This window comes from Paenibacillus sp. D51F (assembly GCF_053345695.1).
Map to the genome: position 1 here is coordinate 310,553 of NZ_JBKFAO010000001.1, position 21,332 is coordinate 331,884.

Annotated in this window: 27 protein-coding genes; 6 read left to right on the forward strand and 21 right to left on the reverse strand. The window is 54.3% G+C overall.

All coding sequences use genetic code 11. The features are described from left to right. Positions 1-47: 47 nt before the first annotated feature. Positions 48-1,469 carry an NADP-dependent phosphogluconate dehydrogenase gene (gene gndA / locus ACLBWT_RS01455; RefSeq protein ID WP_076356906.1) on the reverse strand — a complete coding sequence of 474 codons (1,422 nt, stop codon included), beginning with the start codon at positions 1,467-1,469 and terminating at the stop codon, positions 48-50. Positions 1,470-1,805: 336 nt separating this feature from the next. After that, positions 1,806-2,402, reverse strand: a complete 597-nt coding sequence (locus ACLBWT_RS01460) for a hypothetical protein (protein WP_447661328.1) — start codon at positions 2,400-2,402, stop codon at positions 1,806-1,808. 281 nt (positions 2,403-2,683) lie between these two features. Between ACLBWT_RS01460 and ACLBWT_RS01465 the strand changes: the two genes are divergently transcribed. Continuing rightward, complete coding sequence (locus ACLBWT_RS01465; protein WP_447661329.1) at positions 2,684-3,370, forward strand: YktB family protein; 687 nt, start codon at positions 2,684-2,686, stop codon at positions 3,368-3,370. A 69-nt stretch (positions 3,371-3,439) separates the two neighbouring features. On the opposite strand, the gene ACLBWT_RS01470 is transcribed toward ACLBWT_RS01465, so the two are convergent. Further along, complete coding sequence (locus tag ACLBWT_RS01470) at positions 3,440-4,807, reverse strand: MFS transporter (RefSeq protein WP_447661669.1); 1,368 nt, start codon at positions 4,805-4,807, stop codon at positions 3,440-3,442. A gap of 4 nt (positions 4,808-4,811) precedes the next feature. Here ACLBWT_RS01470 and ACLBWT_RS01475 point away from each other — a divergent pair, with 4 nt between their 5' ends. Continuing rightward, entirely contained in the window at positions 4,812-6,281 is a 1,470-nt protein-coding gene (locus ACLBWT_RS01475) for an aminotransferase class I/II-fold pyridoxal phosphate-dependent enzyme (protein ID WP_447661330.1), read from the forward strand. Between the two features lie 63 nt (positions 6,282-6,344). Here ACLBWT_RS01475 and ACLBWT_RS01480 read toward each other — a convergent pair whose 3' ends face one another. The 4 genes from ACLBWT_RS01480 to ACLBWT_RS01495 form a co-directional block, all read right to left on the reverse strand. Further along, complete coding sequence (locus tag ACLBWT_RS01480; RefSeq protein ID WP_076355017.1) at positions 6,345-6,653, reverse strand: DUF1292 domain-containing protein; 309 nt, start codon at positions 6,651-6,653, stop codon at positions 6,345-6,347. A 75-nt stretch (positions 6,654-6,728) separates the two neighbouring features. Continuing rightward, entirely contained in the window at positions 6,729-7,289 is a 561-nt protein-coding gene (locus tag ACLBWT_RS01485) for a stalk domain-containing protein (RefSeq protein WP_447661331.1), read from the reverse strand. A 206-nt stretch (positions 7,290-7,495) separates the two neighbouring features. After that, on the reverse strand, positions 7,496-7,708 hold the full coding sequence (locus ACLBWT_RS01490) for a hypothetical protein (protein WP_447661332.1): 213 nt from the start codon (positions 7,706-7,708) through the stop codon (positions 7,496-7,498). 142 nt (positions 7,709-7,850) lie between these two features. Further along, complete coding sequence (locus ACLBWT_RS01495; RefSeq protein ID WP_447661333.1) at positions 7,851-8,102, reverse strand: DUF3892 domain-containing protein; 252 nt, start codon at positions 8,100-8,102, stop codon at positions 7,851-7,853. Between the two features lie 109 nt (positions 8,103-8,211). Here ACLBWT_RS01495 and ACLBWT_RS01500 point away from each other — a divergent pair, with 109 nt between their 5' ends. Then, positions 8,212-8,367, forward strand: coding sequence for a hypothetical protein (locus tag ACLBWT_RS01500; RefSeq protein WP_447661334.1), 156 nt, complete (start codon positions 8,212-8,214; stop codon positions 8,365-8,367). Between the two features lie 24 nt (positions 8,368-8,391). On the opposite strand, the gene ACLBWT_RS01505 is transcribed toward ACLBWT_RS01500, so the two are convergent. The 6 genes from ACLBWT_RS01505 to ACLBWT_RS01530 all read right to left on the reverse strand — a co-directional run bounded on the left by ACLBWT_RS01505 (position 8,392) and on the right by ACLBWT_RS01530 (position 11,555). Next, positions 8,392-8,679 carry a hypothetical protein gene (locus ACLBWT_RS01505; RefSeq protein WP_447661335.1) on the reverse strand — a complete coding sequence of 96 codons (288 nt, stop codon included), beginning with the start codon at positions 8,677-8,679 and terminating at the stop codon, positions 8,392-8,394. Positions 8,680-8,756: 77 nt separating this feature from the next. Continuing rightward, positions 8,757-8,924, reverse strand: coding sequence for a hypothetical protein (locus tag ACLBWT_RS01510; RefSeq protein ID WP_447661336.1), 168 nt, complete (start codon positions 8,922-8,924; stop codon positions 8,757-8,759). A 6-nt stretch (positions 8,925-8,930) separates the two neighbouring features. Further along, entirely contained in the window at positions 8,931-9,212 is a 282-nt protein-coding gene (locus tag ACLBWT_RS01515) for a phage holin family protein (RefSeq protein WP_447661337.1), read from the reverse strand. 140 nt (positions 9,213-9,352) lie between these two features. Further along, positions 9,353-9,643: a hypothetical protein gene (locus ACLBWT_RS01520; RefSeq protein ID WP_447661338.1), complete on the reverse strand. Its 291-nt coding sequence runs from the start codon at positions 9,641-9,643 to the stop codon at positions 9,353-9,355. 80 nt (positions 9,644-9,723) lie between these two features. Further along, positions 9,724-10,329, reverse strand: a complete 606-nt coding sequence (locus tag ACLBWT_RS01525) for a TetR/AcrR family transcriptional regulator (RefSeq protein WP_447661339.1) — start codon at positions 10,327-10,329, stop codon at positions 9,724-9,726. 65 nt (positions 10,330-10,394) lie between these two features. Next, complete coding sequence (locus ACLBWT_RS01530; RefSeq protein WP_447661340.1) at positions 10,395-11,555, reverse strand: YhgE/Pip domain-containing protein; 1,161 nt, start codon at positions 11,553-11,555, stop codon at positions 10,395-10,397. 690 nt (positions 11,556-12,245) lie between these two features. On the opposite strand from ACLBWT_RS01530, the gene ACLBWT_RS01535 reads away from it, so the two are divergent. Together ACLBWT_RS01535 and ACLBWT_RS01540 are read left to right on the forward strand one after the other, a co-directional pair. Beyond that, on the forward strand, positions 12,246-13,580 hold the full coding sequence (locus tag ACLBWT_RS01535) for a cytochrome ubiquinol oxidase subunit I (RefSeq protein ID WP_447661341.1): 1,335 nt from the start codon (positions 12,246-12,248) through the stop codon (positions 13,578-13,580). A gap of 6 nt (positions 13,581-13,586) precedes the next feature. Next, entirely contained in the window at positions 13,587-14,609 is a 1,023-nt protein-coding gene (locus ACLBWT_RS01540; protein WP_447661342.1) for a cytochrome d ubiquinol oxidase subunit II, read from the forward strand. A gap of 67 nt (positions 14,610-14,676) precedes the next feature. Here ACLBWT_RS01540 and ACLBWT_RS01545 read toward each other — a convergent pair whose 3' ends face one another. The 8 genes from ACLBWT_RS01545 to ACLBWT_RS01580 form a co-directional block, all read right to left on the reverse strand. Further along, the gene (locus ACLBWT_RS01545; RefSeq protein WP_447661343.1) at positions 14,677-15,162 is read right to left on the reverse strand and encodes a Ger(x)C family spore germination C-terminal domain-containing protein; all 486 of its coding nucleotides are present in this window, start codon (positions 15,160-15,162) and stop codon (positions 14,677-14,679) included. Further along, positions 15,132-15,758 carry a Ger(x)C family spore germination protein gene (locus tag ACLBWT_RS01550; protein WP_447661344.1) on the reverse strand — a complete coding sequence of 209 codons (627 nt, stop codon included), beginning with the start codon at positions 15,756-15,758 and terminating at the stop codon, positions 15,132-15,134. The genes ACLBWT_RS01545 and ACLBWT_RS01550 overlap by 31 nt, the downstream gene beginning before the upstream one ends. Beyond that, positions 15,755-16,825, reverse strand: a complete 1,071-nt coding sequence (locus ACLBWT_RS01555; RefSeq protein WP_447661345.1) for a GerAB/ArcD/ProY family transporter — start codon at positions 16,823-16,825, stop codon at positions 15,755-15,757. Before ACLBWT_RS01555 ends, ACLBWT_RS01550 begins: the two co-directional genes overlap by 4 nt. Next, positions 16,818-18,164: a spore germination protein gene (locus tag ACLBWT_RS01560; protein WP_447661346.1), complete on the reverse strand. Its 1,347-nt coding sequence runs from the start codon at positions 18,162-18,164 to the stop codon at positions 16,818-16,820. The genes ACLBWT_RS01555 and ACLBWT_RS01560 overlap by 8 nt, the downstream gene beginning before the upstream one ends. A gap of 274 nt (positions 18,165-18,438) precedes the next feature. Further along, positions 18,439-18,789: a WGxxGxxG family protein gene (locus ACLBWT_RS01565; RefSeq protein WP_447661347.1), complete on the reverse strand. Its 351-nt coding sequence runs from the start codon at positions 18,787-18,789 to the stop codon at positions 18,439-18,441. Positions 18,790-18,818: 29 nt separating this feature from the next. Continuing rightward, positions 18,819-19,325: a DUF3231 family protein gene (locus ACLBWT_RS01570; protein WP_447661670.1), complete on the reverse strand. Its 507-nt coding sequence runs from the start codon at positions 19,323-19,325 to the stop codon at positions 18,819-18,821. A 1,060-nt stretch (positions 19,326-20,385) separates the two neighbouring features. Further along, complete coding sequence (locus ACLBWT_RS01575; protein ID WP_447661671.1) at positions 20,386-20,580, reverse strand: hypothetical protein; 195 nt, start codon at positions 20,578-20,580, stop codon at positions 20,386-20,388. Positions 20,581-20,602: 22 nt separating this feature from the next. Further along, on the reverse strand, positions 20,603-21,049 hold the full coding sequence (locus ACLBWT_RS01580) for a tyrosine-type recombinase/integrase (protein WP_447661348.1): 447 nt from the start codon (positions 21,047-21,049) through the stop codon (positions 20,603-20,605). A 58-nt stretch (positions 21,050-21,107) separates the two neighbouring features. On the opposite strand from ACLBWT_RS01580, the gene ACLBWT_RS01585 reads away from it, so the two are divergent. Continuing rightward, the gene (locus ACLBWT_RS01585) at positions 21,108-21,206 is read left to right on the forward strand and encodes a YjcZ family sporulation protein (protein WP_447661349.1); all 99 of its coding nucleotides are present in this window, start codon (positions 21,108-21,110) and stop codon (positions 21,204-21,206) included. The last annotated feature ends 126 nt before the right edge of the window (positions 21,207-21,332 follow it).

Genomic DNA, 21,332 nt, shown 5'->3' on the forward strand with positions numbered 1-21,332 from the left:
GTCCGGCCTTGCCGGCCTCTTCCTCGGCTCTTCCCCCGCAATTGCAATCAGCCCTCGCTGGATTCCATCCACTCGAAGTGGAACGTGCCTTCCTTGTCCACACGCTCGAACGTGTGGGCGCCGAAGTAGTCGCGCTGTGCCTGAAGCAGGTTGGCCGGCAGGCGCTCCGTGCGATAGCTGTCGAAGTAGGCCAGCGCGCTGGAGAAGCCTGGAACCGGAATGCCGCTCGCTACGGCAGCCGTTACGACTTCGCGCCATGCGCCTTGATACTCCTCTACGACACCTTTGAAGTAATCGTCAAGCAGCAGGTTTTTGAGTCCCGCGTCACGATCGTACGCATCCTTGATCTTCTGCAGGAAGCGGGCGCGGATGATGCAGCCGCCGCGGAAGATCATGGCGATGTCGCCGTAGCGCAGGTTCCAGTCGAACTCATCCGAAGCTGCGCGCATTTGGGCGAAGCCTTGGGCGTAGGAGCAGATCTTGCTCGCAAACAAGGCTTTGCGGACCGCTTCGATGAAAGCGGCTTTGTCGCCCTGGTACGGCGCGGCTTGCGGTCCGCTCAGCACTTTGCTGGCATGGACGCGCTCTTCCTTCATCGCGGAGAGGAAGCGGGAGAAGACGGACTGCGTGATGATGGACAGCGGCACGCCGAGATCCAGAGCGCTTTGGCTCGTCCATTTGCCCGTGCCCTTTTGGCCGGCGGAGTCGAGAATGACGTCGACCATCGCTTTGCCCGTCTCCGGATCCTTCTTGGAGAAGATGTCGGCCGTGATCTCGATCAGGTAGCTGTCGAGCTCGCCCTTGTTCCACTCCGTGAAAATCTCGTGCAGCTCGTCCGTGGACAGGCCCAGCACGGAGCTCAGAAGGTGGTAGGCTTCGGTGATCAGCTGCATGTCGCCGTACTCGATGCCGTTATGGACCATCTTGACGTAATGGCCGGCGCCGCCAGGTCCGATGTACGTGCAGCAAGGGTCGCCGTTCACTTTGGCGGAAATGCCGGTCAGGATCGGCTCGACGAGCTTGTAGGCCGATTCAGGGCCGCCAGGCATGATCGCAGGGCCTTTCAAAGCGCCCTCTTCGCCGCCGGATACGCCGGCGCCGACGAAGCGGAAGCCTTTGGCCTCGAGATCCTTGCTGCGGCGTTCCGTGTCAGGGAAGTAGGCGTTGCCGCCGTCGATGATGATGTCGCCTTCGCTCAGATGGGGAACGAGCTCGTCGATGACGGCGTCCGTAGGACGGCCGGCCTTGACCATGATGAGGATTTTGCGCGGCACTTCAAGGGAAGCGACGAATTCTTCGATCGTGTAGGCAGGGAACAGGTTTTTGCCGGCGGATTCCGCGACAAGCTCGTCCGTCTTTTCGCGGGAACGGTTGTATACCGATACCGTGAAGCCTTTGCTCTCAATGTTAAGCGCGAGGTTCTTGCCCATGACGGCAAGGCCTACGACGCCGATCTGCTGTTTCGACATATTGACCATTCCTTTGCTAAGTTATACAAGCGGTACGCACTTCCACTAGTGTACCCTTTTTGTTCCGTTATGCAAGTCATTGTACCATGAACGGTTCCCGAAACGAATCCGGAGCAGATGAATATTGCATGAACCCTAAGCACCGGAAATGCCGCAGCAAGTTCCATTTCGAACGATCGGCGCGAAACGGCCCCCTGTGCCGGCAGTCCGGCTGCGGCAAAAAAGCCGGGAGCACAAGGCTCTCCGGCGGGTATCGGTTTTTGCGTCTCGACGACGAATTCCGTCTCGGTCTTACAACTCTAGCCGAAGACCTCGACGACGAATTCCGTCTCGGTCTTACAGCTCTAGCTGAAGCATTTCGCTTCTCATGACGACCAGGCGCTCACGGCTCTTATCGGCCGCTGCCTCGTCGCCGCTTTTGAGAGCATCATGCAGCACGCACAGCTCGTAATCCAGCTCGTAGCGGAGAACGGCAGCCCGTTCCTCGGCCCGAGTGGACTGGAACGACTTGAGAATCTCCTCCAGCGTGACGACTGGACGCTTTTGATAAATGATGCGGTGCTCCATTCCCGACACCTCCACCAATCGGATGATTTCGCCGAACATGATATTTTCAATGACGATCTGACGGTCCTTCATCCGCTTCACGACAGCATGGCCCCGGGTATCGCCAATCAGCTTCTCGATCAATTCAGACAGCTTCTCATCCTTAATGATATAATCCCCCACGATTTTGTAGCGGCTCTTCATTTTCTGGAAGCGCAGCTTGACGAGCTTTCTTCCCGTGCGGATGGAGATCAGGAACTGCGCCTCGGTCTCGCTCCAATACAGGGAATACCCCTCATGAATCAAATCGCGAATGAGATTTTGGATTTGCCGGCGGTCAAATCGCAGCTCCAAATTGCAATATTCCACTTCGTAGCTTTTGTTCACGGCAAGCCCTCCCTGTCTGGATAATGATGACCAAATGTTCTGACAATTTGTTCTTACCTGTAGTTTATACTCCATCTTATGTGCTGGCAACTTGGTTTATTGACTAATTTTGAAGAAAAGGGCTGCCGCCCCCTCTCGATTGGAAGCGGTTACCTGACCTGCGCCCCCGCCTTGTCCATATCGGCCTTGCCCTGTGGTATACTATATGGACAAGATAGCCCCGGCATGACCGCTGGAGCGGAATGCGGGGCTCATTATTTACTCCGAAGGGACGACACTCTATGACAACCTCCGCCACAGCGCCGCTAACCGCTCCTGCCCGTCAGGCTGACGGCCGCAACGCTCCGTTTCCCGGATTTTTCCAAAGCGACTTCGACGTATTCGCTATCCAGGGTCTCGAGCCGCGAATGGAAGCGCTCATCGGCAGCATTCGCCCGAAGCTGGAAGAGCTGGGCAGCCGCATCACTCCGCTGCTGAGCGTGCTCGCCGGGACCGAATTCTACCCGCATGTGGCCAAGCATGCCAGAAGAACCGTGAATCCCCCCAGCGACACCTGGGTCGCTTTTGCCGCCAACAAGCGCGGTTACAAGGCTCATCCCCATTTCCAGATCGGCCTGTGGGAAAGCCATGTCTTCATCCAGTTCGCCGTCATCTATGAGGCTGCCGGCAAGGCTGCATTCGCCGCCGACGCCCTGAGGCAGCTGGACAACATCCAGTCCGGCATCCCGGATTCCTACGTCTGGTCGGGAGATCATACGGTTCCCGGCGCCGTCGCCGGGTCCGCCATGGCTCCCGGAGAGCTCGCTTCCTTGTTCGAGCGCCTGCAGAACGTCAAGGCTGCAGAAATCCTTTGCGGCATCCATATCGACCGGCATGACCCTCTCCTGGAGGACGGCGAAGCTTTCGTCGCCCGCGCGGAGCAAGTCATCGAGACCCTCATGCCCCTGTACAGGCTGGCCGTACAATAACCGAACGACAAAGCCCCCCTGCAGGTCTGTCAAGGACCTGCAGGGGGGCTTGCTTGTCTCTTCCAGCAGCTAAGCCAAGGAAATCCGGCCGCGGCGGATGATCAGCAGATGAAGGACGAACAGGACGACGAGCGAGCCGCCGCTGATGAGGAACGGCGCATGGGAACCGTAGCTGTCCCACAGCCGCCCGGACATGATGGAGCCGAGCACCATGCCGAGGCCTTCGATGGTGAGGAAGAAGCCCCATACCGCCCCGCGCTCCTCCTTGGGGATCGCTTTGGCGATCAAGGCGTTCCAGGCCGGAATGATGCACGCATACCCCAGTCCGACGAGAGCGACAACGAACAAGACAAGCGTCAGCTGCCGGGTATAGCCGAGCAGAGGCAGCGCCACGGCAGCGACGAGGAAGCCTACATGCAGGAACCAGCGGGTGCCGTAGCGGTCCACCCATTTGCCGACCGGAATCAGGCCCAGCACCGTAACGGCTCCGCCGGCTACCAGATAGGCGCTGTACTGCTGCGGGGTCAAATGCAGCACCGTCCTCGCATATTGCGTCAGGACGGGCGTAAGCAGGCCGAGCGCGAAGTTCTGGATGAACATCGCCGGATAGAGCAGCTTGCTCGCATGCAGGGATTCCCCGACCTTCTTGAAGTAGCGGCGCATCCGCGGAACCAGCGGTCCGCGCGAAGCGTGAGGCGCCTGCTCCTCGAGCTTGCCCTCGATTTCCCTGGATCCCCTGCGGCCGGGCAGCGTCAAGGTGACGATCAGGATGAGGACCAGGATAGCGCCCATCAGCCAGAAGGCGGGCTCATAGCTCTTGATGATGAAGAAATTGATGACGATCGGCCCCATGCCGACTCCGATCAGCCAGCTCATATAGATGACGCTCATCATGCTGCCGCCGGCTTCGTCCCCGGCCACGGCCGTCGCCCCCGTAATGACGCAAGGCCACAGGGGGGAGGTCCCGACGCCGAGCAGCACGCAGGCGGCAATGATCCAGCCCGTGCCCGAGGTGAGGGCGATGATCCCGACGGACGTGCAGGTGAACAGCACGCCGAGCAGCATGACCGTGCGGTAGCCGATCCGGTCGATGATCCAGCCGAGCGGGCTGCGGAAGGCGTTGTCGCCGATATATTGGGCCGCGAGCGCCCAGCCCACGGCGTAGGCGGACAGCCCGAGGGCATCGCGCATATACACCGGCAGCACCGATACGAGCACAGCTCCTTTGACAAATTCGACTCCGAACATAATAAGAAGAAGTTTAATGACGAACGGCGAGCGAATGATCTTTTTCCCGTTCGCGGGCATCTTCAGTTCCAAGCAGCGACAAACCCCTTTCCGATCTGAGTCGGCGAGGGTTTGCAGGCTTGCATTCCCCCCCGTACATGCTATACTCATTTTTGTTTGTATACCTGAATCTGAAAGGCTGTGGATCATAGCGATGGACCATACACGCACGCCTCTCTTCAGCGCGCTTCGCCGCCACGCAGAGAACAATCCCCTGCAGTTCCATATTCCCGGGCACAAGAAGGGAGTAGGCACCGATTCCGAATTCCGAGCCTTCATCGGCGACAACGCCTTGTCGATCGATTTGATCAATATAGCTCCTTTGGATGACCTTCACCAGCCGACAGGCGTAATCGAGGAATCCCAAAAATTGGCCGCCGATGCATTCGGAGCCGATTATACCTTTTTTTCCGTACAAGGCACAAGCGGCGCCATCATGACGATGATTCTGTCCGTCTGCGCGCCAGGGGACAAAATCATCGTGCCGCGAAATGTCCACAAGTCGATCATGTCGGCCATCATCTTCGCCGGCGCGCGCCCGGTGTTCATATCGCCTGCCCGCGATGCCGAGCTCGGCATCGACCACGGCATCACGACGCGCTCGGTGCGTCGCGCCCTTGAGCGCCACCCGGACGCGAAGGCCGTGCTGGTCATCAACCCGACCTACTTCGGCATTTGCGCCAATCTGAAGGAAATCGTCGATCTCGTCCACAGCTACGACATTCCGGTTCTCGTCGACGAGGCGCATGGAGTGCTGATCCACTTCAACGACAAGCTTCCAATGAGCGCGATGCAGGCAGGAGCGGACATGGCTGCGACGAGCGTGCATAAGCTCGGCGGCTCCATGACCCAGAGCTCCGTGCTGAACATGAAAGCAGGCCGCATCAATCCGCATCGGGTGCAGACGATCATCAGCATGCTGACGACGACGTCGACTTCCTATATCCTGCTCGCCTCGCTGGATACTTCCCGCCGCAACCTCGCGGTGAACGGCTTCGAGATGGCGGACAAGGCCATCGAGCTGGCCCAGAAGGCGCGGGCGGAGATCAACGGGATCGACGGCCTCTATTGCTTCGGCAAGGAGATCCTTGGCGGCGAAGCGACATTCGACTACGATCCGACGAAATTGACCATTCATGTCCGCCACCTCGGCATTACAGGTTACGACGCGGAGAACTGGCTGCGGGACAACTTCAATCTTGAAGTCGAAATGTCGGATATGTACAACATTCTCTGCCTCATTACTCCGGGCGACAGCGAAGACACCACCCGCCAGCTGGTCGAAGCGCTGCGCGCCATGGTCGTCCATTATCCGCGCGTGGACGAAGTGCAGGAGCTGATCGTGAAGATTCCGGAAATCCCGCAGCTGTCCCTGACGCCGCGCGAGGCTTTCTACGGCGAGACGGAAGTCGTTCCGTTCAAGGAATCCGCAGGCCGTATCATCGCCGAATTCATTTATGTCTATCCTCCCGGCATTCCGATCCTGCTTCCGGGAGAAGTCATTTCCCAGTCCAACATCGACTATATCATCGACCATGTGGAAGTCGGGCTTCCGGTAAAAGGTCCCGAGGACCGCAGCATCCAATATGTGAAAGTCATCGTGGAGGAATCCGCGATCTTCTAAGGAAATCATTCCTGCTCCCAAAAGCAAAAGCCCGGCTGGCCGCCGGGCTTTTGCTTTTGCTGCTTATTTGCCTTCGTTCTGTTCCTTGGCGATCTGCTCGTAGATAGCCGTCACGCGCTCCCACTCCGCATCGTCCTCGATGCCGACGAGGAAGGCTTCCTCGTCCTCTTCTTCGATGCGGAAGATGACGCCGTCCTCCTCCGGATCGTTGCGGTCGAGAAGCACGGCATAAGCCTGGTTCTCGGATTCGAACGTATATACCATCACCATCTCGCGGTCATTGCCCTCTTCATCCGTCACGAGAAAGACATGTTCTTCATGGTCATGGTCTTGGCCGCAGCCGCAGTTGTCGTCATGCTGATGCTCAGTCATCGATATCCCTCACAATTCTGTCTGCCTTAAAGTACCTTCCGTATCGTATCACTTGTCCCGCTCCGGGTCAAACAGCTATCCGACGGTAATGTTCTTCTCCGAAACGACGCTCCAGTCATCGTTCGGACTCAAGCGCAGCGAGAAGCGGATCGCATAGGTTCCGGAGCTGTCGAAGCCGTATTTGATCTCCTTGGAGAGGTAGAAGAAATTGTCTTTCTTCGTCGCGCTTGTCGCGAGGGCCGTCTCCTTGCCGGCAGGATCCGTGATCGTAATCCGGAACGAATCCACTTCCGCCGCAAGGCTGTCCACCTGGGCGAGCAGGCTGAACGAGGTGGTGCCTTTGTTTTTGACATAGCCGAACGGGCTGTTGTCTTTGTCGAACAGCACCATATGTACGTTGGGCCTGATGATGCTGGCCTTCTTGCTGCTGTCATCCCATACAACGAGAGCCTGCATCTTTTGCGCCACCTGACGCAGCGGCAGGTAAGTCTTGCCGTCCGACATGATTCCCGTCTCTTGAAGCTCGCTGCCGTTGAACATGACTTTCACGGCTTGGGTGGCCGAATCCGCAAAAATCATCGTGCCTCCCCAGAGAGCCATGGCAAGCGTAAGCACAAGGACTTTTTTTCCTTTCATTCGATCCCTCTTCCCGATTGTTCGTTACAGCTTTATACTCAGCCCGCAGGTCAAAGTTGCGCGGGTTCAAGACTCCCATGCCGATTCGGGACTATGGTCCCGAATCGCGAACGAAGCGGTCGCGACAAGCGAAAACCCGCCTGCCGCAAACTGTCGCAACATGTAGAACCATGCGCTTCCCCGGGAAATGATCGGTCTATTTCCACTCAGCCGTACGTTCGCGTGAGCACGCATGGAACGCCTTTGCCAAGCGCCCCCGGCTGGCGCATCCGTTCCAGGTAGCGCATGCCTCGAGCGCAAGGGGTTTTGCATACGGCGCATGTATCGGACAGCACCAGCTTCATATTGACCTGCCTGCGGTCGCTTGCCGGCACTTTCTTTTTTGCCGCCTTCGATGAGCCGCCTTTGCCTTTGCTCATGATGTCATTCTCCTTCCGGGCGCCCTGGGCGGACGCTTCCCTGCTATCGTATGCAGGAGCCGGATGGTTGGCTCTCCTGGAGCCTTACTCTGCGCAGCAGAAAAAACCGTCCAATAAGGACGGCTCCAATCGGTCGAAAAGATCAGAAAACGGGCAAATTGTCCAGGTTGTTGGTCGGATCCCCATCGGCATCGCCGCGCAGGTAATGGCCTCCGTCCCGCCCTTTGAACACATTCACTCCGGCAAGCTTGCCCTGCTCCGCTTCGGCAATCGCCTCGTCATAAGCGAGGATGCGACCGTTCTCGGTTTTGAACGACGTCAGATCGCCATCTCCGTTCTTTTGGACGGCCACAATCCGTTCCCTTGCCTGCTGTCCGCTGCTGTTGATTTCCATACTGGACACCGTTCCTTTCCGTTAGGTGATCTTCGGCATGCCATCCTAGCTTGCCCAGGGAGGGACCGCTTTATAAAAGGGTGGCATTCCGAAGAAGGCATAAGGTATCATGGAAGCATGCAGCAGGAAGCTGTCCAACTACGAACGGAGGATGAAACGCGTGGTCGTTGTCTATATTCTATCCGCATTGATGGTCGTCCTCATGGTATGGCTCCTACTGGCCGTCACCAAGAAGGCCTATTCAAAAAAATGGGACGAGGAATAAAGATCCTCGTCCCTTATCCTATCCTCATGACTTCTTCCAATCGCGTCCCCGGTCATGGGCATGAGGCGCAGCAAGCCGAGGCCTGTCCTCATCTCCATAGATCGAAGCGCGCACGGAATCGGGATACAGGGAGGCCCTCACGGAAGCAGCGAGAGGATCAAGCTCTTCGGCGGCGGATCGGCTGCCTCCCGCATCCTCTCCTGCGTAATGGATTCCGCTGCAGCCTGCCGACGCAGCCAAAAGCAGCGCGGCTCCAAGCTGCATGAGCAGCTTCTTCCCTATTTGTCCGCTGCGATATGTCCTCGTTGCCATGTCCAGCCTCCTCGGTGTTTCCTTCCTATAAGGAAAGTATGCACCGGGAATGGAGCCTTCAACCGCTGTCCGCCGCTTTACTTGTCCTCCCGCGGAGGTCCGTCCAGCTTGCGCAGCCAGACATAGACTTCATCATAACGGGTAGAATCATGGCGGATGAGCCTGGCAAGCGGAACGACGGCAGCCGCGATCAACGCCCCCAGCCCAAGCAGCCATACCGCCAGGTGAGCCGTCCAGATGGCCATCTCCCCTCACTCCTTTCCCGAAACGGATTGAACCGCTTCCCGCGCCTGCTTGAACAGCTGATGGCCGTATATCGCCAAAGCGCCAGCGACAATCCCTTCCAGGGCGTTATGCAGCGTCCAGCCCTGCAAAGCCATGGCCAGAATGACGGCAAGCGCCGTCACGACGTAAACGATCGTCCAGTTGGGGATTTTCGGCGTCCCCTTGAGAATCATGCCGATGACCCAGCATGCGGCAACGACAATGGCCAAGCCCGGGTCAAGAACCTCCGACAGCGATTCCAAAGACATGGCGGTCACCCCCTATTTTTTCTACAGCTACTATATGAAGCGTCGAGCCTGTTCATGACTTCAAATTGAAGCGGAACAAGCACAAAAAAAGCCAGCCGCTTGGCATGCGGCTGGCATAATCGATATTCTAGGCGCGTCGCTTAACGCCGGCCCGCCGCCCGAAGCGCTGCGGCGATTCCGCTCCAGAACTCGCTCGTGCGCTGGATATCGGCCGGGTTATCCTCGGACTGCAAGGCAGCAGGCCCGAATTCGGCCATGAACCAGTCCGGAGCCGCCAGCATGGCGGTCAACGCATCAAGCTTCTCGTTTTGGGAGCGGATGACGGCGGCCTGCTCCAGGCTGATGCGGCGCAGCACGTCCCTGCTATGTTCAAGTTCGACGACTTTCAGCTGCAGATGCTGCAGCGCATGGCGATCATCTGTACTCATCATCTCTCTCAACCTCCTGTCAAATATTAATAAACAGGAGGCTGGACCTAGAAGCATGCTTCAAGCCCCCGGGCCAGAGCCCGTCACGGGCGGGGACGATTGGGATCGTAGTCGAGTCCTCTGAAAATGAACGCCGTCATATCCTCCACCAAAGCTTCCCTTTCTTCCGTCTCGTAAGAAAACAGGTCCTTGCAATACGGGGATGAGCTGAAGTTCAGAAGCAGCGCCTGCACGCAGGTGAGCGCCGTATCCAGGGAACGATACCGGAACATGCCATGCCTGCCGCCTTCTTCGATGAAAGAACGAAGGTTTCTCCAGATCGGCATGCTCCATTCCTTGATCAGATGGCTCCGCTCGCTTTCCGTCCATTTCTCGATCTGGATCATGCGGGAAATATCCGGATTGTCCAGCCTGTGCGCGATCATCTCGCGGATGAATATCCTCAGGCCTTCATCCGGCGCTTGTTCGGGCTGCGAGAGCAAGGAAGCGAGCGCCGGAGATATTTCCAGACTCCGGAACACTTCCTCGAACATCGCTTCCTTCCCCCCGAAATAATAAGATACGAGAGCCGGGTTCGCCCCTGCGCCTTCGCAGATCTGACGGACGGATGTCCCTTCATAGCCTTGCCTGGCGAACAGGCGGCGGGCGGAGGCAAGCAGTCTTTCCCGGATGGACGTCTCCTCGCTCACGGCTCTCATCTCCTCTTTATCCTTGATCCTTCATCGAAGCTGAAGCCGATAGCGGCTCCGCTGCCTCATGAAGCGGTCGCCGGCGATGCTTCGGCTTGACGCGCGGTTTCCTTGCGCAAGGCGACTCCCGTTACACTGATGACGATCGCGGCGGCGCCGATCGCGACGAGCAGCCACGAAGCCTTGCCGGTTCCTGTGCCGCCGAACAGCAGGTTCATGCAGCCCTGTACAGCATAGGTTGCCGGCAGGAAATCACCGAGGCGACCGTAGAATCCGGACAACAGCTCGCGCGGAACCATGGCGCCGGACGTGACGAGCTGCACGGACAACAGCAGGATATTGAACAGCATGCCGGGCATTCCGAGCACGACTAGGAACATCTGGGATACGAACATGAAGACCGCGACGAACAGAGCCTGAAAGCCCCATTGTGCCAGGAAGCCGTGACCATGCTGGCCTCCGAGAGAGAACAGCATGATTGTTCCGATCAGGGATACGAGAACGGCGGCTGCGAAATTGAGGGCGAATCGGGATTGCAGACGCTGCCACTTGCCCATTCCCTCCCTGCGAAGCATCATCGATGCCTGCTCGAAGTTCATGCCCATGATCATCGCTCCGACGTAGGAAGCCAGTACGAGCATCATCGGAACCATCTGGTTGTTCATGCCTTTGACGGGATTGACCGACTGGATATCGGCGACAACCCGCTGCCCCAGCCCGGCCGCTGCGGCTTCCGACAGTTCTCCAGGCGCATTCAACTGCTCTAGCAGGGCGGCAGTTCCCATCTGAACGGCCTGTCCATTGACAGCTCCGGCAATTCCGCCTGCCGCCGAGGTCATGATGCTTTTGATGAGGGCGGGGTTCGATTCGTTGACCGTGAATTTCAGCTCGGCCTTGTCTTGAAGCGATGTCGCTTTTTTTGTAAAATCATCCGGAATGGTGACGAGCATCTGCAGTTCGCGGGTGTTCAGCCGCTCCATGCCCTCTGCGGCCGATCCCAGCCGGATCAGATGGAAGGTCGACTGAGCTTCCAGCGACTCGACCACTTTGGCGCCGAGGCCGCTGTCCTCGTTGACGATGCCGACGCTGAGATTGCCCGCCCGGTCATTGACGCCTTTGTAGGCCGTCATCCAGATGCTTGAGAATATGACTTGAAACAGAACAGCCGTCACGATTCCGACGATTGTCATCGGCTTTTTTAAAAACAGGGTGATCCCTCTCCACATACCTATTTGCCCTCCCAGGCTATCTATATTTAAACACTCGTTTAAAACAAATGTTTAAATGAAGTTTATCTCCTTTATATTTAAGTTGTCAATAATTTTCAAGGCAACTCAATTAGACCGGATATACGGCCGACATGGAAAAAGGCGCCTCCTCCTGGCTTCCGCATGATGGAAGACTGGCGCAGGCGCCTTCTCGGCGTGCTGTGTTGCTGTAATCAGCGTTGTGGACGAGATTAGTCGCTTACGAGGATGCCCTGGAAGCTTTCGGGACCGACGCGCACCGTGCCGAGCAGGCTGGTGGAGACAAATGCGATGTAAGTAAGCTGAGGGGTAATGGGAGGAAGATAATCCGCGGCCGTGAAGGTAATGATTTGCGGAGCGAGAATGCTCAGTTCGAATATGGAAGTGGCGGAGAAGATGACCGGATCCGTGGTCTCGGTTCCGCGTACGACCGTAATCGTGATGTCGACCAGCGCGAGCGACCGGAAGTGCTGGCGTTCTGGGATGTTCGTGCATCAAGGAAAGTAGACATGTTCGTGCACCTCCTTTCTCCGACGAAGAATACGATCCTATATTCGCAGATTGATAGATTGTGAGAGGGAATGAGCCTTTAATAGAAGAGACAGGCTTACATAATCCTGGATGTCCCTGCCAATAATACCCTCATCAATTCAAAAGGGAGTTTTTGGTATGGATCATGTTCAGCTCGCCCGTTCTCTATTCGGCTCTTCCATGGCCTTCCACATCATCTTTGCGACGCTTGGCGTCGGCCTTCCGATGATGATCATCGCGGCAGAGGTGCTGTTTCAGCTCCGCAAGGATTCGGATTATGCCACCATGGCCCGGAGATGGACCAAAGGCTTTGCCATCCTGCTCGGCGTCGCGATCCCTTCGGGAACGATTGTCGGCGTCATGCTGGGCTTGCTCTGGCCCGGCTTCATGGAAATCGTGGGGCAAGTGATCTCGCTGCCTTTCCAGATCGAGATCTGGGCATTCTTCCTGGAAGCCTTGTTCATGTCCATTTACGTTTATGCCGCAGACAGGCTGAGTCCATGGATGAGAATCGTCAGCGTTATTTTCGTGGCTGTCGGAGCTACGGGCTCCGCCGTCCTCATCACCGATGCGCATGCCTGGATGAATACGCCGCGAGGATTCACGATTGCAGACGGCAAAATTACGGATGTGCATCCTTGGGCAGCGGTTTTCAACCCCAGCTTTTTCAACACGGCGCTCCATGTTTCCCTTTCCGGCTACATGACAGGCGCATTCGCGATCGCTTCGATCGCAGCCTGGAAGCTGCTCTCCCGGAACCGGGAGCCGCGCGAGACGGCTTATCACCGCAAAGGCCTCATGCTTGCCCTCGTCATCGGGTGCGTAATGTCGCTTGCCACGGCATTGAACGGCCATAGTACGGCTCAGATGCTTCATGAATACGAGCCCGAGAAGCTGGCCGCGGCGGAGGGGCTGTTCGAAACGCAGGCATATGCGCCTCTAGCCATCGGGGGAATCGTCGACAAGGAGAGCCGAGAGATCAAAGGCGCCATCGAGATTCCCGGAGCGCTCAGCTTTTTGGCCGGCAACCGCTTCGATACGGTGGTCAAAGGCTTGAATGAGTTTCCGGTGGAAAATTGGCCTCCGCTTTTCGTGCACACCCTGTTCAATCTGATGGTCATGCTCGGATCGTTGCTGATCGTGATTTCCTTCGGCGCGCTGTTCTACCGATGGAGAAAAAAACGGCCCCTCCCCGGCTGGATGCTGAGGGTGCTCGTCCTGACCGGGCCGATGTCGCTGATCGGCATCGAAACCGGCTGGATCTTCAGCTGCAGCGCCCGGCAGCCATGGACGATCTATCACATCCAGCGTACGGCCGAAGCCGCGACCGCATCCCAGAATCTCGGCACGCTGTTCATCCTCTTCATCGGACTGTATGTGATGCTGATGTGCATCACCATTCTGGTGCTGTGGCATTATTTCAAGCGCAATCCGGTCCATGCCGAGCTGGCGCTCAAGCATGAGGGGGCGTAGCGGCCGATGAGCGATTCCAGCCTGGGCATCCTGCTGATCTGGATATTCGTATTCGCGTATTCTATCCTCGGCTCGATCGATTTCGGCGCCGGCTTCTGGTCGATGGTGTTTGCCGGCCGGCAAGGCAGCACTGCGGCGGATATCGCCAACCGCTATCTGTCCCCGACCTGGAAGGTAACCAACGTCTTCCTCGTCCTGCTTGTCGTCGCATTCGTCGGGTTTTTCCCGTTCGCGATGCCCATGCTCAGCTCCCTGCTCGTCGTGCCGGTCTGCCTCGTGCTGCTGCTGCTTGCGCTGCGGAGCACCTTCATGGTCTACTCGCAAATGTCGGCCAACTATGTGGCCCAGCTCCGGATCGTCTCGGGGGTGACGGGCCTGCTCATTCCCGGCCTGCTCATCACGGTGCTGCCGGTCACACTCGGCGGTTTGGTGGAGCTGCGGGCCGGCCACCTGCAGGTTCTGACCGACAAGCTGCTGACCAGCCGGACCTTGTATGCCCATCTCGGCTTCGGGATCGCGAGCGAGCTGTTCCTATCCGCCGTGTTTCTGGCCGACTATGCCCGGGAATCGGAGGACCGCCAAGCGTACGGCATCTACCGCAGCATCGCGATGACGATCGGGCCGTTGACCCTTCTGACCGGCATGCTGGCCGCTGTAGCCATGAATCCGGAGGCCCAGTGGATCGTGGAGAGAATGAAGGCGCAATGGATCTGGTTCGCGTTGTCCGCGCTGTTCTTCGTCGCCGGGTACAGCGCATTATGGTGGAGAGGAAGAGGCGGCTGGACCGGGGTTCCGCGCGCGGCCGTCGTGCTGGTCATCATCCAATACGCCATGGCCAGCTTCGGCTACGGCAGCGCCCATCTTCCTTACTTGATCTACCCGCATATGACGGTGGAGCAAGGCTTCACGAACCACGCCATGTTCGTGTCGCTGCTGGCAGGCTATAGCGTAAGCACGCTGGTTCTCGTACCGGTATTCATTTGGTTCTGGCTGCTGTTCCTCAAGGACAAGCGTTACTTGAAGCCTTGAAAACGGAAGATAAGGAAAAGAGGCTTGCGTCATGCAAGCCTCTTTTCTATGCAGCCTCGCACTCCGATCAACTTCGAAGCAATGGATCAGGGGGAGCTTCATCTTTGATTAAGATGTCATTGATGACGTTCACATGTACATCGATTTTCTGCTCCAGCTTAGGAAACCATTCTGATTTCCACTTCTTGATCTGCTCTTGAGACAGCTGCGGACGAAAAATAACCCCGATGCCCAGAACATCCGACCGGTAGCCTTTTATTTTTTTCACGGTCATTTCAAAATTCCGATTCAATTGCTCGCGAACCTCTTTTTCGATTTCCGTATTGCTTTTTCCGCTGGGGCTTTCAGCAATGACGATGTCAAGGTTCATATCCGTCGATAAAGACGGCCCTTTTTCAGACCAGCGGCGATGATGTTTCAGGGTCGATTTTTTGATGAGGACGCTTGTATTTTCCGCTACCTCAATCGTTCCGCCCGTATAGTTGCCTTTGAATAAATTGTACAAAAATGTGTCTTTCTGATTCAGCTTCCCGACCATGCGGTCCTCGCGCATGACAGCCGTTCCTTTAAAAGCATATAGGGTGCGGTCGCCATTCTGGAGCATAGGAATGGCCATATCTTCGGAGTAGGAATTCTGACTGCGATAAGCCTCCATATCCTGACGAGCGATACGTTGGGCGTCCACCCTGCTTCTTTGTTAAAGAAGTCATAGGTTGAAATTTCAGGTGTCGGGGAAATAACATGATAAAGCGTCTTGTCGAAATCTCCATCCACGACGGCCACCATGCCTTTAATGGAGATATCGTTTGCTCTTACGGCATAGTCAATGATATCGCGAATCCCTTCTTGAGCAATGGAGCGGTCGAACAGCATCAGCCTTAAATGCACCATATTGATGCTTTTTTCTGCATCGGTCCGGATCAGGTCGATCGCTTTGCTGATGGAAATGGCTTCCTTTTCCAAAAACTGATCTTTTCCTGACGCATTCGGGATTTCCAGAATAATCTTGTATTTTTCTTTGCTTCCCTTTCCGACCCCCATAACGACAGGAAGATATTGCTTATTGATGTCTTTTGTATCCCAGCACCCTTCCAGCAGGACCGTCATCCCAACAACGAGAACGACCAGCTTCACCCTCAGGCTGTTCATGCATGAGCCTCCTTTTTGCGCCGCAATGTCGACAGGTATATCAGGATGGGAAAACCGACGGTGGAGTACAGGCATAAGTACGAGCTGATATACAAATATTTATCGAGAGTTTTTGCATTGGGTATCCACTGGCAGGCAAAATACAGAACGATACCGATAAAGATCAACAGCCAAAGGCTTTTTATTTTAGGCAAGTAAAGCTGTCTCAATAGGGTCAGGAGCATCCAGAGCAAAACAGACACCTTTATCAAGCCCAGCCCGCTGGAAGACACGACATAAAAACTCGGCAGCCAGTCAAAGACGACCCATTCCAAATCGACGGTGTCGGAAGCCATCAGCATGGGATATTGGAAATGGACCGCTGTTTCATGGCCGAAAATGAGCAAGGGGATATAGACAGAGGTTAGAGCGAACAGAAAGATAAGCCCGATCAACGCAGACGCTGTGCCAAAACCGATTCTCAAACGGGATGGAGTCATCCCCAGGAACAAAAAGCCTGAGAAAATGATTGTCCCCACATAAAAATCCTGCTTCCAGATAAAGGAGAATTTCGCATCCCAAACAGGAAAGATATAGTCGAAATTGAAATTTCCTATGCTGATCAGCATGGAAAAAAGGATAAATGGCATTAACAAAACAAACCAACCCATACTTGCCCGAATCAATACGGAAAGCCCCTTCCAAACCCCGTACATGCAGATGGAGACAAAAATAGCCGACGTAGCGTAGATCGGCGTCTTCGGGAGCAGCACCGTTCTTATCTCTACGGTAAGGTAACACGTTAAAAGGATGACTTGAAGAAACAAAAAAACAAGCAAGGGAAGCAGCATGAATCCGGCTCCCCATTTCCCGAACGTATCACAGCAAAGATCTAGAATCGATTTGCCGGGAAACTTCGACATGGCTTTTAAATAAAGCCACACGACCAGCAGCTCAGCCAAAAAAATGATTGCCACCGGCATCCACTGTGCTTTGGTGGCGGCAGCCATCATTCGTTCGGGGAAAATGGCGAATATAGAAGCCATATGCAATAGAAAAAAAAGGATGATCGACTGGAATTTATTCATCAGCAATCTTTCCCTTCAAGGTGTAGCTCAAGTACGGTACAGAACAGGTCGTCAACGATGCAAAATAAAGCGTAAGCCAAATCAATGCAGCCTCTAGACCCCAAATGCCGAAAAAGGCGCTGGCAATGAGAACGACATACCTATACAGTCTCATCCCGACCGCATTCATATAGCTCGTCAATGCAAAATTGGATATCGCAGAGGCAACCATTATAATAATGAGCAGATTGCTGACCAGCTTGGCCTGTACGATTGCCTGTCCCAGCAGGATGCCGCCGATCATCGTAATGGTCGGACCGATGCTTTTGGGCAGCCTTATCGTGGCCTCTATGATTATCTCCAGAAGCAATAAAACCATCAGCGCTTCAATGAGCGATGGATACGGCACGCCCTCCCTGCTCTTGGCAACAGTGATGGCCAGCTGGATGCGGAGGAGCTCGGGATTGACGGAGTTGAGAACGACATATAGACCTGGAAGCGTGAGAGATAACAACAAGGATGCTCCGCGAATGGCACGGAGAAACAGTTGCAGCAACAGCGGGTATTGGACATCCAGGGTAGTCGACCACAAATCGGAGACGATCGCGGGAAAAGCGAAAGCAAAGGAAAATTGGTCCATTAGAATAACCACTTTTCCATTGAGTAGATTTTGTACCGTCTCCTCGGGTAATTCGGAGGAAATATAGGTTGGACTAAGAGTGATTTTAGGATGTCCCAGAATCCGGGTCAAATCCCGTACCGTGGTAAGGTTCTGATGGGCATTTTCATCTAGTTTTTTTTCAATCGATTCAATCACTTCTTGACGCGCTGTTCCTTTTATGTAAACAATGGCAAGCTTCTTTATGGATTGGTCGCCAACGAATCGAGTTTCAATCATCAATTGGTCCGAAATCATTTTTTTTCGGATCAGCCCGATGTTTATATCCAAATCCTCTGTAAAGGCATCAAATGCCGATTGCAGGGGATTTTCGCTGTTGGGAATCATGACCGACCTGGAGAGCTCCGCTCGTTCAGGTTCAATGATGGCGACAAATCCCTCCTTGCCAAGAAGGATAAGCTTTCCTTGCAGCACATGATCGTACAAAGCATTCAACGATACGGCAGCATCGACTTCCATCGAATGGAGCGCTTCCCATTTCAAGTCATTAGTCGTATCGATTCCGATTTGATTTATGATCGACAACGTCATCGGGAGGTTTACTAGTGTACGGAGATAGTATGCCTTGAATTTCTCTCCTGCAATGATAATGTGCTTGCATAGAAAGTCCGATCTTTTTTGAAAACGCTCCTGCAGCTGGCTTTCCAAGCCTTGAACATAATCTTCATCGAAATACTGCACTTCATACCACCTCTTTCGAGGTATTATGCCGGTTTTCTAAATTGTTTATACCATAATTGAGGCTTGCTTATTCAGCGCCTGCAAGCTGCTCCATCCAGGAATAGGCATCGCCTTCCTATGTTCGTGTCTCTGACCTTAATTCCACATCCTTCCCATTCATGCCGGAAGATCGGGTGCAGGCTAAGGACAACCATGAGTCCTCACTTCATTAGAAGTATATGTGATTAAAAAGAATAAAGGCCGCAGTATTGGCTGCGGCCTCGATAAACCTATATTAGTGACGCTCAGGATCGCGGTTGCGGTTCCTCGCGCCGGCTAAGCCAAGGAGGCCAAGAAGGCCAAGCCAGCCCCAATTGCTTCTTCGACCATTATCTGTTGCTTTAGCCGTGTAGCGATTCGCATTCATCGAAGAATTGGTGCTATTAGCTGTTGAGTAAGAGCTTAGACCGTTGTTTGCATAGCTGGAATTCATTTGTCCATCCCTATAGTTGGAGACTCCGCTGGAATAGTTTGAATACACTCCGCTATTTGTTCCAGGCGACATGCTCCCATTTGCGAATGCGGGAACGGCCAGAATAAATGCCATGCTCGAGATCGCTACAAAGGACAAAACTTGTTTTTTCATTCTAATTCCCTCCGTTTAATTAGCATCAACTATTCTGGACGTTTAATTTGAAGAGGCGGCGGAATCAACCAACCCTTTTCCTTATTCATTTCCAAGATTTTCACACCGTCGGCAGCCTTTGCAGTGTGATATTTCAAGAACAATGCTCCTACGTCTTCACGGATTGACATCCCCATCGCCTGGCTGCAGCTTATTAAGCCTGCTGCGATATCCAATGACAGTGCAGCTGCAATCTCTGGATCCGTAAATCTTGCCCCGATCGGGATATCCTCAAGTGCTACTGGAGGGCGCTCAGGAAGTGCAGGTGCAGGTGCGATGCCGTTTTCTGTAAGCAGGGCATCGACTTCTTTGATCTCTTTCTTTGCCTGGTCAATTAGATTTTCTAGAAGTTTTTTCAGGTCTTTGTCGCCAGCATGCGAAAGGAATGCTTGATATGCCGAGACCATTCCCTTAGCCCCTACAGAGTAAGTCCATATGCTGAATATCTCTCCGTAATGTAGTGGCTCGTCCTTTGGGTTGCCGCCTAAAATAGACATTTTATGCTCCTTTTCAGCAAAATTGATTTCGACGTTTAGTAAGATTCCCTCCGGATAGACCATATATGCATGAGCTCTCACACCGGACCCTGACACTAATCGATACTGCAACCGGCGCTCAGCTGATTTGGCTTCTCAGCCCTCCTGCTTGGCGCGACACTCTTCTTGGCTGGGCGCTCAACATCATCGATAAGAATGCAACGATTCTTGAGCTCAGGAAAACAGCCATCCGAAGCCGATGCTTCAGCTGCTCAATAAGCTCTGATCGACTTCCTATGCCGCTGCACTAGGACATCTGAAGATCGGCAAGATCGGATCGAGTGACTTCCAGGATCTTTACAACAAACTGCATGATACCGGTCAACTCTGCGAGATCAACAAATTCTTAAAGAAAGGGCTTCGCTGGAAGGATGTCGACTTCGATCGACGAATCGTATCGATTACTCAAATTCTCTTTCATGACGGAAGGAAATTCAGGCCGGCGCCAAGACGGGTTCCGGCAGCCGCCGGTCAAAAAAAAAGAGCCGCCATCAATGGCAGCTCTCAAGACACACCGGACTCGCATACCTGAACGAGAATGGAGCACAACTACAAGGACAAGGATCTTGTCGTGGCCATGCAGTTAAGCAAGCCAGTATTGCCCAGGAACATCTCCCCGTCCTCGATCGGCCAAAGATTCGTTTCCATGACATGGGTCATTCACACGTCACCTTGCTGATTAAAAACCGAGTGTCTCCATAGCAAACGCATATGTGTGGAAGGGCCGATATTCGCATGGTCATGGCCCACTCGTATCAATTTCGTATCAGAGGCCAATTCACTTCGAATTCATGGCCGCATTTTCCCATAGAAAAAGCAAAAAACCCTTGCTCCGCAAGGGTTTTTCAGTATGATCTGTAGTGGGCTCGAACCACTGACCCCCACCCTGTCAAGATGCCACACCCTTTAGTCTGTATTTATCAATAGCGCTCAAAACCAGTCTTGGCGCGACATTTTCGAATTTGCGTATCCCACGTATTTATCCCTATTTTTCGCTTTTTATTCCTTTTAGGGCACCAAATCAGGCACCAGTTACTCTAACCTTGCTGCTCTCAGCAGTGGCAGCTTGGTTCTTGAAGAAGCTCGCCGCAAACAAGTCTGCGGTTTCAATCTGCATTTCCGGCATAACGTGAGCATACCGGTCAATCATCTTGACGCTCGTCCATCCCATACGTTCTGCAATCCGTTTGTTATTCTCCCTCGCCTTGATCAGCATCACCACATGCGTATGCCTCAGATCATGGAACCGGACCTTCGGTATCGGAGGGAATGTCCCTATTAAATAATAGCTTGTTGATCTTCTCTACGAGGCGGCTGAAAGAACGGTTAATGTTTCGCGGGCTCACCGGAGAGCCCAAGCTCGTACACATAACCAAACCGTTATCCTCGTACATACCACCGGCTGCCATGCGCTCCCGATTTGTCCGACGCTTCAGCTTCTCCAGTTCCGATACCGTCACAGGGTCGATCCCGATCATCCGCAAGCCCTTGTTCTTTGTCTTCGTGCCTGGCTCTAGCTCTTTGCCATCGTGGTTAAGTATTTGCTTGACCGAGATCGTCCTTGCATCAAGATCAACGTCACGCCATTGGAGCCCCAAGATTTCACCTTGCCGCATACCTGTGGTGATTGCCATCATGAAGACGGCGTAATAACGAGCATAAGCACAAATATACCGCCCGTCCAACCATCTTAATAATTAGAAACATAAAGTAGGGTATAACGAACGAAAGGGGGAATAAAAAATGTCCGAATTCGAACACCGCAATATGTTCACCAGCACAGGCGCCATTCTGGTCCTGTTCATTCTGCTGGTCATCATTTCGAAAGCATTCCTCTACTAGTTCAGACAAAGAATCCTCACCCGAAAGGAATAGACGCGGAAGATAGTTCCGCGTCTCTTTTTCAACGGAAAAAATAACATTTGAGACCTAAGCACAAACGCCGTTCTGGTCCTGTTCATTTTGCTC